We start from the raw sequence: 13,101 nt of genomic DNA, 5'->3' as shown, positions 1-13,101 counted from the left end.
GGCTCGATTTGGACAAAAGCGCGGTGGAGGCTCAGCGCAGCAGCTCCCGCGGGGCGCAGTCAAACATCTCCTTAAAACTGCGGTTGAAATAGGAGATGTCGTTGAACCCGGTGGAATAGGCCACTTCGGCAATGGTCAGGTTGGATTGCCCGCTGCGGATCTGCTCGATCTTTTCCCGCGCGAGGCGGAGCCGCTTGTCGCGGATGACGGTGGTGCAGGTCACCCCGAGCCCTTGAAAATCTTCCTGCAGGGTCCTGATCGAAACACCAACCTGCGTCGCAAGCCACTTGGCCCCGAGTTCGCTGTCAGTCAGGTGTCGGTCGATCAGCACATCGACGATTTCGAGGCGCCTGGTCGCGCCATCATTGACGCCAACCGGTTCCGGTTCACCCTCGGAAATGAAGGCCTGGCGCGTGGCATTGAAGATCAATTCGCGCAAATGCGACGAGCCGGCGCTGGAGGCTGGGGCCGACATGATCTTGGCGATGAGGGCGCGCAGCATAATCGCCATGGGATCGCCGGAACTCAGCTTCCGTGCAATGTCGAAGTCGATCCGCACATCGGAATACATCACCTGGCGCGGCAAATGCATGGAGAGGTGGTTGGAAAACTGCCCCTCGAAATGGAAGGTCGTGGGCCTGGTTGAATCCACCAGGATGCAGTCGCCGACCTCCAGCCGGTTCTGCCGTCCAAAATGCTCCACCCCGCACCAGCCCTCTATCTGGACGATCAGGAACAGGTGCTCATTGCTGTCGCGCCTGATGTCCTCCATCGAGCGATGGACGCGATCGAGATTGTTGGAGACATGGGCAAAGCTCATGCCTCCCACATCGATACCCCTCGCGGCCCCGAAAACCTTGTCCCCACGGGCCATGGTGACCGGGTTGAAGTGGCCGCAGATCGAATGGAGATCGTCGGCCCATTGCTCATAGGGCGTCGCGGTCCAGTTCTGCCGGACAAGGCTCTGATTATGCAACAGTTCCAACTCCGCCTCCCACAGCCGTTGGACAGGATCAGACAGAACAGCGCCCGATCGCTCGGGTCAAGTCCTACACCGCCCGATGGCTCACCGGCGCGCGCCCGCCGCCATCGGCCAGCAGAACTGCACCGGTTACGAACGAAGCCTCGTCGCTGGCGAGAAACAGGCAGCAAGCAGCTATTTCGGGAGCATCGGCGATGCGCTTGAGGCCGATGCGCTGGCGCACCAACTCGAATTCTTCCTCGCGGCTCGTCCCATTGCGGTGGGCCAGTTCGTCCATTTCCATCTCGCTCATCGGCGTCCTGACCCAGCCCGGCGCGAGCACATTGGCGCGGACGCCCTCGGCCCCATGGGCATTGGCGATGGAGCGGGTATAGGCCACCAGGGCCGCCTTGCTCGCGGCATAGCTAGCCATGCCGGGGCCGCTATTGAAGGCCGCGACCGAGGCGATATTGACGATGGCGCCGCCCCGCTGCCGGAGCAGCGGCAGCGCCGCGCGGCATACATTCATGGCGCCCGTCGTGTTAACGGCAAAGGTGCGTTCCCAGCCTTCATCGGTCACTGTTTCGGGATCATCGGCGAGGATAATGCCCGCCGCGTTGACTACGATGTCGAGTCTGCCCGTGCAGCCCGCAACGGCTGCCTCCACCTCTGCCCGTTTGGTGACATCGCCATGCACCGCCCGCCCTTTGGTTATGTGTGCCACGTCATCGAGCAGCGCGCCGCCGAGCCCGAACAGCGCGACATTGGCGCCTTCCGCGGCAAAGCGCTCGGCGGTGGCGCGGCCCATGCCGGTCGCCGCGCCGACGATCAGGGCTGTCTTGCCGTCGAGGCGACCACTCATTGCTGCTCTCCCCAGAGCGCTTCCACGGCAAAGCCGGTTTCAGGAAGGGTTGAGCCGCCATCGACCACGATGGTCTGGCCGGTCATGTATTTGGCTTCGTCCGAAGCCAGAAAGAGCATGGCATAGGCAATGTCATCGGGCTCGCCCATATGCCCCAGGGGTATGGCCGCGCCAAGTTTTGTCATCATTTCCGGCGTCCCCATCTTGCCCCGTCCCGGCTTGGCGATGAAGCCGGGCTCGACGCCATTGACCGTGATGCCGGTGCGCGCCAGTTCTAGCGCCGCGCCTCTGATAAAGGCATTTACGCCGGCCTTGGCCGCCGAATAATGCGCGCCGCCGCCCATGGCGACGCGCGCCGAGACCGATGAGGTGACGAGGATACGCCCGTGCTCCTGCCGCTTCATGTGCGGAATGGCGGCTTGCGCCAGCCAGAACGTCGCCTTGAGGTTGATGTCGAGCGCGGCGTCGAGTTTTTCCTCGTCAAGCTCTTCAAGGCTGGCCCAGGGGCAGCCTCCGGCATTGTGGACCAGAATGTCGAGCCGCCCATGCTTTTCGGCAATGGCATCGACAAGCTGGGTCAGTTCAGCGCGGCCGGTGCCGGGCAGGGGGAGGGGCTCTGCGTCGAGCCCGCGCGCGCTCAGCGCGTCCGCCAGATCCTCGGCATGTTCCACCGTCCGGTTCGCCACGATCACCTTGGCGCCAGCCTCGGCAAAGCGCGTGACGATCGCCGCGCCTATGCCGCGACCACCACCGGTAACCAGCGCTACCTTGCCCGCCAGCGCAAAGGCCATCACAGCACGCCCGCAGCGGAAGCGCGCTGCACGAACTTCTCGAACACGCGCGTGTGGTGGTCGACGTCCTCCGCTGTCGTTGCCGGGCACATCAGGAACATGGTGTGGAACGGGGTCACCAGAATGCCCTCGTTCATGTAAAAGGCGTGCAGCAGCGTTTCGAGGTCGCCGCGCCGCGTGGCGATGACATCGGCGCCATTGTGCGGCGGCTCGGGCGTGAACATGATTTCGGCCCGCGCGCCGATCTGGGTGACATGCCAGGGGAGGTCGTATTTGGCGATGATGCCGCGTGCACCCTCGGCAAGCCGCTGCGCATTGGCGATCATCACCTCGAAATTAGCCTCGGTGAGAATGGATTCGAGCACGGCCCGCATGGTGGCGATGGTCAGCGCATTGCCGGCCAGCGTGCCGCCAATGCCCAGATGCGCCGATTGGCGCTGGCGCGGATTGACATAGGGCACGGCCTGCCAGATGCGCTCGGCGGTTTCCTGCGAAACGCCGAATATGCCGGCTGGAATGCCCCCGGCAATCGCCTTGCCGGCGACGAAGAAGTCCGGTTCAAGGCCATGGCTACGTGTATAGCCGCCGGGGCCGCTCGATATGGTGTGGGTCTCGTCGATGATGAGAAGCGTGCCCGTCTTTCGCGTCTCTTCCCGCACGAGGTCATGAAAGCCCTCCGCCACCGGGATCATGCCGAAATTGGTCATCAGCGGTTCCATCAGCACCACCGCGACGTCGCGGTCCGCCAGCGCCGCTTTCAGCCCTTCTGCGTCGTTGAATTCGACCACTTTCGAGACCCTGGCATGATCGACGCCATTGGGATGGATCATGTTGCGAAGGCCAACCTTGCCGTCGCGGATCTCGACATGGGCCTCTTCGACCCCGCCATGATAGCAGCCGGAAAAAACCAACACCTTGTCGCGGCCGGTGACCATGCGAGCGAAGCGGATGGCGCCGCGATTGGCGTCCGTCGCCGAGGTGGTCAGGGTCCAATAGGGCAGGCCGAAGCGGCGCGCCAGTTCCTTGCCCACCCATAGGCTGTCTTCGGTGGGCAGCATGGTTGTGGTGCCGCGCTGCAATTGGGCCACCGCCGCCGCCGTGACCGCCTCGGGCGCATGGCCACACATGCCGCCGGTATCGCCGAGGCAGAAATCGACATAGGCCTTGCCATCGACATCAGTAAGGCGCGCGCCCTTGGCGCTCTCGACATAGACGGGAAAACCGCCGGCCCAGCGCCGCATCCAGTGCGAGGGGCCGCCATAGAGAAAGTGCTCCTTGCCTTCCTCCCACAGCGCCCGCGAGCGGGGGTGGTTATCGGCAAAGCGCTGCTGCTCGATGTCGATCAGGTCGTCGATGCTGGTCCTGTTGGAAGCGGCAATGCTCATTTGAGATCGATCCAGGCGGTCTTGAGGTCGGTATATTTGTCGAGGGCATGCAAGGACTTGTCGCGCCCGAACCCGGATTGCTTGAACCCGCCCAGCGGCACGGTCATGTCGGAGCCGCCATAGGTGTTGACGTGCACAATGCCGGCATTGATGGCGCGAACCATGGAGTGCGCCGTCGGCAGGCTTGAGGTCCAGACCGCAGAAGCGAGCCCATAGACGGTGGAATTGGCAATGCGCACCGCATCTTCCGCTGTCTTGAACCGGGTCACGGCCAGCACCGGGCCAAAGACCTCCTCGCGCGACAGGGTCATATCGGGCGTGACATCGGCAACGATGGTGGGCGCCATATAGAAGCCGCCGCTTTCCGCGTTTACCTGCGCGCCACCCGTCACAACCGTGCCGCCTTCGGCCTGGGCCGTCTCGACGAAGCTGAGGTCCTTTTGCAATTGATCGGCGCTGGCGACGGCACCGATGTCGCTTGCAAGATCAAGCGGATTGCCGACCTTCATCTTGCCGGTCGCCGCCACCAGCTTTTCCATGAAGGCATCATAAATGCCCTCCTGCACGATGAGGCGGGAGCCGGCGACGCAGACCTGGCCTGAATTGCGAAAAATCCCGGCCGCGCTCACCTTCACTGCCCTGTCGATGTCAGCGACATCGTCAAAGACCACATTCGGCGACTTGCCTCCCAACTCGAGAAACACCCGCTTGATGTTCGATTGGGCCGAATATTCCAGTAGCTTTCGGCCCACCGGACCCGAGCCGGTAAAGGCGAGCGCATCGACGTCCATATGCAGGCCCAGCGCCTTGCCGGCCGTCGTGCCGCGCCCGGTGACAATGTTGAAAACGCCCGGAGGTAACCCTGCTTCCAGCGCCAATTCGCCCAGCCGCAACAGGCTGAGCGAGGCGATCTCGGCGGGTTTGAGCACCACGCAATTACCTGCTGCCAGCGCCGGAGCGATCTTCCAGGCCCCGATCATCAGCGGAAAATTCCAGGGCACTATGGCGCCCACAACGCCCAAGGGCTCGCGATGGATCAGCGCCAGCACATCCGGCGAAGTCGGGGCGATCTGGTCATAGATCTTGTCGATGGCCTCGGCGTAATAGCGGAAGCTGCCCGCCGCCGAGAGCGGTTCGGCCTTGTAGGCCATGCTGATCTCGGTGCCATTGTCGCGCACGCCGAGCACAGCCAGTTCGAGGGCATGCTCTTCAATAAGGTCGGCCAGTCGCTGCAGCACCTGCTTGCGAAAGGCCGGCGCCGAGCGCGACCAGGTTCCTTTGGCATAGGCCGCCCGAGCCGCCGCGACGGCCCGGTCCACATCGGCCGTGCTGGCATCGGCAATCGAGGTGATAACCTTGCCATCAATCGGGCTGACGACGTCGAGACGCTGTTCCGCGCTCACGCGGACGCCATTGATCAGGTGCTCCTGCGGCGCAATCGGGGCGCTGGCGAGCCTGTCGATGACTATCTGATCGAGCATGTCGTCCTCCGTGAAAACCGCCTTGGCCTGGTTCGTTAGTTGAACCTCGATTTCAACATTAGCCTTGCAAACTTCGCTACGGGGTGTCAATATATTTCACACGTTAAATAATCAAGCGTGCTAGATCCCCGTTTTCGGGTGCAGTCTTGGGGCTTGCAAAGGCACGTTTTGAAGGACCGAAAATGAGTACAGTTGGCAAGGCCATTACCCTCTTGGAAGCCTTCAATGTACATCGGCCGCAATTGGGGCTGACCGAGCTGGCGCGCCTCACCGGCTTTGACAAGGCCACGACAAGACGCCTGCTGCTATCGTTGGCCGGCCATGGCCTGATCGAGCAGAACGAGGTGACGCGGCTCTATCGGCTCGGCCCGGCGCTTGTCCGCTTTGCGCGCATCCGGGAAGCGCATTTCCCGTTTCTCGAAAGCGCCCGCTCCTTTGTCGTCGCCCTTGCCGAGGAGACTGGCGAGACCGCGCACCTCTCCGAATTCGACGCCGATTATCTCACCTCCATCTATGTGGAGGAATCGACTCAGGCCAACCGGGTATCGGTATCGATCGGCGACCGCTTTCCGCTCCATGCCACCGCCTCGGGTCTGGTTTTTCTGGCTTTCGCACGGCCCGATTATGTCGAGGCCTATCTCAACAAGCCGCTTGAGCGACATACGCCCTTTACCCTTACCGAGCCCGATCTGCTGCGTCGGCATCTCGGCGAGATCCGCCTGCGCGGTTACTCCATCAGCGATCAGGGCCGCGCATCAGGCGTATTCAGTGTGGGCGCCGCAATTCTCGACCGCGAAGGCCTGCCAATCGGTGCTCTGGCCGTTGCCTCGCCAACCGTTCGCGCCACGGGCGATGTGGTCGCCAATCACGGTCGCGCCGTGATGACGGCCGCCGGCAAGATCTCGGCCCGCCTCAATGGCGGGGCCGCCAACTCAAAAGACAGGACAAGATGAGCCGTCCCAGAATTCTCGTCATCGGCACGGGTGACACCAAGGCCGACGAACTGCGCTTTATCGCCGATTGCATCCGGGAGGCAGGCGGCGAGCCCCTCGCCATGGATGTGAGCATTTTGGGCGATCCGCCCTACCGGCCCGATTTCGACAAGCACGCCGTGCTAGCCGCTGCGGACACTTCCATTGCCGTCGCGACCGCTGGTGGTGACGAGCTTTCGGCTATGACCCTTATGGCGGAGGGAGCGGCCAAGCTCACCAGAACTCTGCATGCCGAAGGCCGTATCGATGGCTTCATTGCTCTCGGCGGCACCATGGGGACCGATCTGGCGCTCGATGTCGCTCTGGCCCTACCGCTGGGCGTGCCCAAATTCGTGGTTTCGACCATTGCCTATTCCCACTTGCTGCCGCCCGACCGCATTGCCACCGACCTGATGATGATCCTCTGGGCCGGCGGGCTCTACGGGCTCAATAGCGTGTGTAAGGCTGTGCTGTCACAGGCCGCCGGCGCTGTGGTGGGCGCCGCCCGTGCTGTCGTCGCGCCGGTACGAACCCGGCCCGTCATCGGCATGAGCTCACTTGGAAAGGCCTGCCTCACCTATATGGTCGACCTCAAGCCGGCGCTCGAAAAGCGCGGCTATGAGCTGGTGGTTTTTCACACGACCGGCATGGGTGGGCGGGCGCTCGAAGCCATCGCGGCCCAGAACGGCTTTGCCGCGGTCATGGATTTTTCCCTGCAGGAGCTGGCCAATTTCCACAATGGCTCGGTGGTCAATTCGGGGCCGGATCGGCTCGAAAATGCCGGACTTGCTGGCATTCCGCAAATCGTTGCGCCCGGCGCCATCGACATGATCGACATGCCTGCCTGGCAGCCGCCGCCGGCCCATCTTAGGGATCGCACCTATTATGCCCACAATCGCCTCATCGGCATGGTCACGGCGGACGCGGAGGTTCGGCAGGCCGTTGCCCGCAAGATCGGCGCGAAACTGTCCATGGCCAAGGCCCCCGTGGCGGTCATCCTGCCCTCGGCCGGCATTGAGCAGTGGGATCAGGAAGGCGAGCCTTTCCATGATCCCCAAGCGCTCGATGCTTTTGTTGACGAGATGAAAAAGTCCATCATCGAACCGGCCACCCTCCACGTCATCGACGCCCATATCAACAGCACGCTCTTTGTCGAAAAGGCGCTCGAAATTCTCGACCGCTGGATTGCTGAAGGCATTGTCCCCGCCGGCCAACCTGACGAGGCGGCAGCATGAGCGCGTTCGGCGCCAAGGCGCTTGTTCTCGATTTCGGCGGGGTCATTTCCAAGACGCTGTTTGAAACCCATGACCTCACCGAAGCTAGCCTCGGTCTGCGCTCCGGTACGCTTAGCTGGCGCGGGCCGTTCGACACCGGTTCCGATCCTCTCTGGCAGAGCATGCAGCGCGACGAGATTTCCGAGCGCGATTACTGGCACCGCCGCACCCATGAAGTCGGCCAGCTAGTAGGCGAGGATTGGAGGGACATGCAGACCTTCGTCATCCGCGCCCGTGGTGCCGATCCCGATGCGGTGATCCGCCCCGAAGCCCGCCGCGCCATCAAGGCCGTACATGCCGCCGGCTATCGCCTCGCCATTCTTTCCAACGAGCTTGACCTCTTCTACGGCGCCGGTTTCCGCAGCAAGCTGCCGCTCCTGAACCACTTCGAGCTGGTGGTTGACGCCACCTATACCGGCATTCTGAAACCTGATCCGCGCGCCTATGGCCTTGTGACCGACGCGCTCGGCCTGTCGGCCGAGGCCTGCGTCTTCGTCGACGATCAGATGCGCAATGTCGATGGCGCGCGCCGCGTGGGCATGAAGAGCGTGCATTTCGACGTCACCAATCCATCCCAATCCTATGGCGAGGCGCTGGCCTATTTCGGCCTCGCCATCAAATGAGGGCATTTTCATGCGCGACGACAATTTCCTGATCGAGCAGAACGCACGCGCGATCTGGCACCCCATGGCCCATCCGGCCGACATGCACGCCAATCCGCCCAAGATCATCACTGGAGGCAAGGGCACGCGCGTTACCGATATTCATGGGCGGGAACTGCTCGACGCCGTTGGTGGGCTTTGGAACGTCAATCTCGGCTATAGCTCGGCGCCGATCAAAGCCGCTATTGCCAATCAGCTCGACGCCTTGCCCTATTATTCGGGCTTTCGTGGCACCTCTACGGCGCCCTCTATCGAACTCGCCTATGAACTGAGCCAGTTCTTTGCTCCCGAGGGCATGGTGCGCGCTTTCTTCACCTCGGGCGGTTCTGATTCGGTTGAAACGGCGCTGCGTCTTGCCCGGCAATACTGGAAGATCCGCGGCCAGGCTGATCGCACCAAATTCCTGGCGCTGAAAAAGGGCTATCACGGCACCCATTTCGGCGGCGCCTCGGCCAATGGCAATGCCAATTTCCGCCGCAACTACGAGCCCCTGATGCCGGGCTTCTTCCATGCGCCGGCTCCCTGGACCTATCGCAATCCCTTCAACGAAACCGATCCGGCCAGGCTGACCCAACTGGTCGTCGCCGCCATCGAGGATGAGATCGCCTTCCAGGGCGCCGATACCATTGCCGCCTTGATCATGGAGCCGGTGCTGGGGGCAGGTGGCGTCATCGTTCCGCACGAAACCTTCATGCCGGCGATCCGCGCCATTTGCGACAAGCACGATATTCTGCTCATCGCCGATGAAGTGGTGACCGGTTTTGGGCGCACCGGCGCCTGGTCGGGTTCGCGTCTCTGGGGTGTAAAGCCGGACATGATGTGCATCGCCAAGGCCATAACCTCGGGCTATTTCCCGCTCGGCGCCACGCTGATCGGCCAGAAAATGGCCGATGCCTTCGAGACCGACAAAACCAGTTTCGGTGCGATCGGCCATGGCTATACCTATTCCGGCCATCCCGTCGGCTGTGCCGCCGGCCTTGCGGCTCTGGCTGAAACGCAGCGGCTCGACCTGGCCGGCAATGCCGGGCGTCGCGGCGTCGAACTTGCTGCCGGCCTGCAGGACCTGATGGGCCGGCATGACGTCATTGGCGACATACGGTCGAAGGGGTTGATGGCGGCCATCGAGCTCGTCGCCGATCGCGCGAGCAAGAAATCGGCCGACAAGAAGGTCATGGCCCGGGTTGCCGAGGCGGCCTATGAAGAGGGCGTGATGATCCGCATTTCCGGTCCCAATATCATCCTCTCCCCGCCGCTGATCCTGACATCGGACGAAGTCCGCACCATCATCGCCGCACTCGATACGGCCCTCGCGAGCCTCTGAAAGGAACGGGAGGGCTAAGCCCTCCCGTTCCTTTGTCCGGAGTCCGCAGGGCGTCTTTGTCTTAGGCCTCAGGCGTGTTGCCTCGTTTCCTCGGCGCCCGTCTCCCCGGCATCGCCGAGATAGAGGTGGTGCAACCGGGCCGGGTCCTTGGCCAATTCGGCGCAGCCACCTTCAAACACCATCTGCCCGCGCCGCAGCACATAGGCGCGATTGCCGATGGCGAGGGCCAGCGCAGCAAACTGCTCCACCAGCACTACGGCCACACCGCTATCGGCCAATTTGCGCACCGCGCTCATCAACCGCCCGACAACGACCGGAGCGAGCCCGGCCGACATTTCATCGATCAGCACCACCTTGGGTAGACCCACCAGCGAGCGGGCAATGACCAGCATCTGCTGCTCGCCGCCCGAGAGCATGCCGGCCAGCACCGTGCGCCGCTGCACCAGTTCAGGAAAGAGCGCATAGGCCTGGTCGAGGCTGGCATTGGGATGGAGCGCCACGCGAAGGTTTTCCTCGGTGGTCATCTCGCCAAACACGGTGCGTCCCTGCTCGACATGGCTGAGCCCGGCGCGGGCGCGGTGGCCAGCCAGGCTGCGGGTGAGGTCCACCCCATCGAGCGCAATGCGCCCATTGGCGGGAATGACACCCGAAATGCCCTCGAGCAGCGTGGTCTTGCCGGCGCCATTCGAGCCGAGCAGCACACTGATTTCGCCGGCCTTGGCGATGAGATTGACGCCCCGCATCACCGGAATGCCGGCGCGATTGACGACAAGGTTCTCGATAGCGAGCGCGCTCATGCGACCGCTCCTTCCGGCTCGATGCCCATATAGGCTTTCTGGACGATGGGCAGGGCGAGCACCAGTTGCGGTGGTCCCGAGGCGATGACGCGGCCGAAATCGAACACGGTTACGCTCGAGCAGGCGCGGCGCACCAGGTCCATATCATGTTCGATCAGCAGCACGGCCGAACCGAATTTCTCCGGGATTTCGGCAATGCGCGCCCCAAGCCGGATCGCTTCGGCATAGGATTGGCCGGCAGCGGGCTCATCGAGCAGGATAACGGGCGGACGCGCCGCCACCACGCCAGCCACGTCGAGCAGACGGCGGGTACCGGCATCGACAGAGGCAATCGGCGTGTCCGGTCCGGGGCACCCGATCCAGTCGAGCACCGCGGTCAGTTCGGTATGGCTGATGGGACCGGCTGCGAGCCTGATATATTCGCCCACGGTCAGTTCAGCCGCAATTCGCGTTGTCTGCCAGGTGCGACGAATGCCCAACAGGGCCCGCGCCGTTGCCGACTTGCCCTCAAGGGCCGTGCCATGCAGCAGGACCGAGCCCCTATAGGATGGGAAAAATCCGGTAATCGCATCGACTATGGTCGACTTGCCAGCGCCATTGGGACCGATGAGCCCGACGACTTTTCCCGCCGGCACCGTGAGATTGACCCCGTCAAGCGCTACCACATTGCCATAGCGGACCGTAACGTCCTTCACCTCGAGGGCAATGCCCGTGGCGTGCCTGGTCGCCGGCGCGAGCCCGCTGGCCGCGCCGGTCAGGTCGGCCCCCTTGCGCCGGGGCACCACCTTGCGGAACAGACGGGCCCAGGTTTCCGCGATGGTTTCGCCTGTCGAAAGCGCCTGCACCGCGCCGAGGGCGAAGAACACGCTGCCCACGTCCTGCGGCAGGTTGAGCCGGCGCAGGAGTTCGGGGAAGAGCGTGACCAGCGCCCCGCCGATAATGGCGCCCTGTGTCAGATGTGCGCCGGCCATGGTTGCCACGGCAAACAGGGCCAGGGACTGCATCATGTTGAAGTTGTCCGCCACTAGCGTGCCGAGGTAGCCGGCGAGCAGACCGCCGGAGACACCGGCGATGAAGGCGGAGAGGGCAAAGGCGGAAAGCTTGGCCTTGGGTACGGAAACCCCCAGCGCGGCGGCTGCGCGTTCCGAATGGCGGACGGCGAGCCAGGAAGCGCCTAGCCGCGAGCGGCTGACATACTCTAGCGTCACGGCGATGGTGATGTAGACCAGAACCACCAGGACAAAATAACCATAGTCGCCCTTGAACCAGGCCGGCTGCGCCACTTTGAGGAAAGCCGTCTGGCCGGGATAGGTGATGGTGCCGAGCACCGAGTCGAAGGCGGCCGCAAAGCCCAGCGTGACGATGGCGAGATTGATCCCGCGCAGGCGCAGTGCCGGAAGGCCGATGGCAATGCCGACCGGCACGGCCGCAAGGCCGCCGATGATCATCCAGGCGATGAGCCCTCCGGGGAACTGGGCGACGTTGAGATAGCCCGTGACCCAGGCGCCGACGCCGGCAAAGGACATCTGCGCCAGAGAGATCATGCCGGTGCGGCCGGTCACGAGCCCGAGGCTTTGCAGTGTAACGCCGACGATGAAGACCGGCGTGATGATATAGACCCAGTATTTGGGCAGGAGGAAATAGATCAGTGCGGCGACAACCGCGATGGATATGGCGGTCGAAAGGGCCGCCCGAGTGCTAGCGTGCGGCATCCCAGCGGGCTCCACGTTGCGACCACAGAAGAACGATCAGGATGACGAGGAAGGGCACAACGCCGCGGAAGCGCGCCCCGAATTCGAGTGCCGACACCATGCCCTCGACAATGCCGATCAGCACGCCACCCAGAAGAGCAGCACGGAACGAGCGGAAGGCGCCGATCAGCGCAGCGGCCAGCGCCGGCACGACCAGAAGGCTCAATGACATGAAATCGGGCGAGCGCAGCGGGGCGATGATCATCATGGCAAAGGCGGTGACCGCCCCCATGATGCCCCAGACGGCGAGGGCCAGGACGCGCACCCGGATGCCGATCAACTCGGCCGCCATGGGGCGTTCGGAGAGCGCCCGCATCTGCAGGCCCGTCCGGGTCCGCGCCAGGAACAGATCCGAGGCAATGGTCAGGCCCACGGCCAGTGTCACCGTCAGCACCGAGCCCCAGGTCACCTCGACGCCGGCGAAGCGGAAGGCCGAGCCGGAAACGAGATCGGGGAAGAGATGCGGGCGCTGTCCACCGGTGAGGCGCAGGCCGAGCGCGATGATGCCAACCAGCAGCGCCGCGGTGACGGCCGCCTTGGTGGTGGCGGAAGCGCCGGAAAACCACTTGGTCATCACGCCGCCAATGGCCATGCCCACAAGCGCACCGGCCAGAATGCCGATGATGACGGCTGGAAAGAGCGGCATGCTGTGTTCGGTCAGGGCGACCATGACGAAGGTGCCGGCAGCACCGATTGCAGCGCCGGTGAAGTTCACCACGGCGACGAGCCGGTAGGTGAAGATGGCGCAGACGCCGAGGATGGCATAAGCGCCGCCGGCCGACAGGCCGGCCACGGCGGGTGTCAGGAGCGAGTTCATCGCGTCTCCAGATGGCTAGGTTCTGCAG

General features: G+C 63.5%; 12 protein-coding genes. 4 read left to right on the top strand and 8 right to left on the bottom strand.

What is annotated here, in order from left to right:
- Positions 1 to 31: 31 nt before the first annotated feature.
- The 5 genes from MF606_RS11605 to MF606_RS11585 form a co-directional block, all read right to left on the bottom strand.
- Positions 32 to 985, bottom strand: a complete 954-nt coding sequence (locus MF606_RS11605) for a helix-turn-helix domain-containing protein (RefSeq protein WP_240229396.1) — start codon at positions 983 to 985, stop codon at positions 32 to 34.
- Positions 986 to 1,049: 64 nt separating this feature from the next.
- Positions 1,050 to 1,823 carry an SDR family NAD(P)-dependent oxidoreductase gene (locus MF606_RS11600; RefSeq protein ID WP_240229395.1) on the bottom strand — a complete coding sequence of 258 codons (774 nt, stop codon included), beginning with the start codon at positions 1,821 to 1,823 and terminating at the stop codon, positions 1,050 to 1,052.
- Positions 1,820 to 2,614, bottom strand: coding sequence for an SDR family oxidoreductase (locus tag MF606_RS11595; protein ID WP_240229394.1), 795 nt, complete (start codon positions 2,612 to 2,614; stop codon positions 1,820 to 1,822). Before MF606_RS11595 ends, MF606_RS11600 begins: the two co-directional genes overlap by 4 nt.
- Complete coding sequence (locus tag MF606_RS11590) at positions 2,614 to 3,999, bottom strand: transaminase (protein ID WP_240229393.1); 1,386 nt, start codon at positions 3,997 to 3,999, stop codon at positions 2,614 to 2,616. Before MF606_RS11590 ends, MF606_RS11595 begins: the two co-directional genes overlap by 1 nt.
- Positions 3,996 to 5,480: an aldehyde dehydrogenase gene (locus tag MF606_RS11585; RefSeq protein WP_240229392.1), complete on the bottom strand. Its 1,485-nt coding sequence runs from the start codon at positions 5,478 to 5,480 to the stop codon at positions 3,996 to 3,998. The genes MF606_RS11590 and MF606_RS11585 overlap by 4 nt, the downstream gene beginning before the upstream one ends.
- Positions 5,481 to 5,662: 182 nt before the next feature.
- Between MF606_RS11585 and MF606_RS11580 the strand changes: the two genes are divergently transcribed.
- From MF606_RS11580 to MF606_RS11565, 4 genes are read left to right on the top strand one after another with little or no spacing between them, the layout of a single operon-like run.
- Positions 5,663 to 6,433 (top strand): IclR family transcriptional regulator, encoded by a 771-nt coding sequence (locus tag MF606_RS11580; RefSeq protein ID WP_240229391.1) that lies wholly within the window; start codon positions 5,663 to 5,665, stop codon positions 6,431 to 6,433.
- A complete protein-coding gene (locus MF606_RS11575; protein WP_240229390.1) occupies positions 6,430 to 7,686 on the top strand; it encodes a Tm-1-like ATP-binding domain-containing protein in 1,257 nt (418 codons plus the stop codon). Before MF606_RS11580 ends, MF606_RS11575 begins: the two co-directional genes overlap by 4 nt.
- Positions 7,683 to 8,348, top strand: coding sequence for an HAD-IA family hydrolase (locus MF606_RS11570; protein ID WP_240229389.1), 666 nt, complete (start codon positions 7,683 to 7,685; stop codon positions 8,346 to 8,348). Before MF606_RS11575 ends, MF606_RS11570 begins: the two co-directional genes overlap by 4 nt.
- A gap of 10 nt (positions 8,349 to 8,358) precedes the next feature.
- Positions 8,359 to 9,708 (top strand): aminotransferase class III-fold pyridoxal phosphate-dependent enzyme, encoded by a 1,350-nt coding sequence (locus MF606_RS11565; RefSeq protein WP_240229388.1) that lies wholly within the window; start codon positions 8,359 to 8,361, stop codon positions 9,706 to 9,708.
- Between the two features lie 68 nt (positions 9,709 to 9,776).
- On the opposite strand, the gene MF606_RS11560 is transcribed toward MF606_RS11565, so the two are convergent.
- The 3 genes from MF606_RS11560 to MF606_RS11550 are packed head-to-tail and all read right to left on the bottom strand — an operon-like array spanning position 9,777 to position 13,073.
- On the bottom strand, positions 9,777 to 10,505 hold the full coding sequence (locus MF606_RS11560) for an ABC transporter ATP-binding protein (RefSeq protein WP_240229387.1): 729 nt from the start codon (positions 10,503 to 10,505) through the stop codon (positions 9,777 to 9,779).
- A complete protein-coding gene (locus MF606_RS11555) occupies positions 10,502 to 12,217 on the bottom strand; it encodes a branched-chain amino acid ABC transporter ATP-binding protein/permease (protein ID WP_240229386.1) in 1,716 nt (571 codons plus the stop codon). The genes MF606_RS11560 and MF606_RS11555 overlap by 4 nt, the downstream gene beginning before the upstream one ends.
- Positions 12,204 to 13,073, bottom strand: coding sequence for a branched-chain amino acid ABC transporter permease (locus MF606_RS11550; protein WP_240229385.1), 870 nt, complete (start codon positions 13,071 to 13,073; stop codon positions 12,204 to 12,206). Before MF606_RS11550 ends, MF606_RS11555 begins: the two co-directional genes overlap by 14 nt.
- Between the last annotated feature and the right edge of the window lie 28 nt (positions 13,074 to 13,101).

This window comes from Devosia lacusdianchii (assembly GCF_022429625.1).
GTDB classification, from domain to species: Bacteria; Pseudomonadota; Alphaproteobacteria; order Rhizobiales; family Devosiaceae; genus Devosia; species Devosia lacusdianchii.
The sequence above is the reverse complement of the archived record's forward strand: the minus strand, read 5'-3'. Positions and strand labels throughout refer to the sequence as shown.

What these genes read in the sequence shown, in the direction of transcription:
- MF606_RS11590 (WP_240229393.1), bottom strand. Translation starts at nt 3,999, where the DNA reads ATGAGCATTGCCGCTTCCAACAGGACCAGCATCGACGACCTGATCGAC.
- MF606_RS11565 (WP_240229388.1), top strand. Translation starts at nt 8,359, where the DNA reads ATGCGCGACGACAATTTCCTGATCGAGCAGAACGCACGCGCGATCTGG.
- MF606_RS11595 (WP_240229394.1), bottom strand. Translation starts at nt 2,614, where the DNA reads ATGGCCTTTGCGCTGGCGGGCAAGGTAGCGCTGGTTACCGGTGGTGGT.
- MF606_RS11560 (WP_240229387.1), bottom strand. Translation starts at nt 10,505, where the DNA reads ATGAGCGCGCTCGCTATCGAGAACCTTGTCGTCAATCGCGCCGGCATT.
- MF606_RS11585 (WP_240229392.1), bottom strand. Translation starts at nt 5,480, where the DNA reads ATGCTCGATCAGATAGTCATCGACAGGCTCGCCAGCGCCCCGATTGCG.
- MF606_RS11570 (WP_240229389.1), top strand. Translation starts at nt 7,683, where the DNA reads ATGAGCGCGTTCGGCGCCAAGGCGCTTGTTCTCGATTTCGGCGGGGTC.
- MF606_RS11555 (WP_240229386.1), bottom strand. Translation starts at nt 12,217, where the DNA reads ATGCCGCACGCTAGCACTCGGGCGGCCCTTTCGACCGCCATATCCATC.
- MF606_RS11550 (WP_240229385.1), bottom strand. Translation starts at nt 13,073, where the DNA reads ATGAACTCGCTCCTGACACCCGCCGTGGCCGGCCTGTCGGCCGGCGGC.
- MF606_RS11580 (WP_240229391.1), top strand. Translation starts at nt 5,663, where the DNA reads ATGAGTACAGTTGGCAAGGCCATTACCCTCTTGGAAGCCTTCAATGTA.
- MF606_RS11600 (WP_240229395.1), bottom strand. Translation starts at nt 1,823, where the DNA reads ATGAGTGGTCGCCTCGACGGCAAGACAGCCCTGATCGTCGGCGCGGCG.
- MF606_RS11575 (WP_240229390.1), top strand. Translation starts at nt 6,430, where the DNA reads ATGAGCCGTCCCAGAATTCTCGTCATCGGCACGGGTGACACCAAGGCC.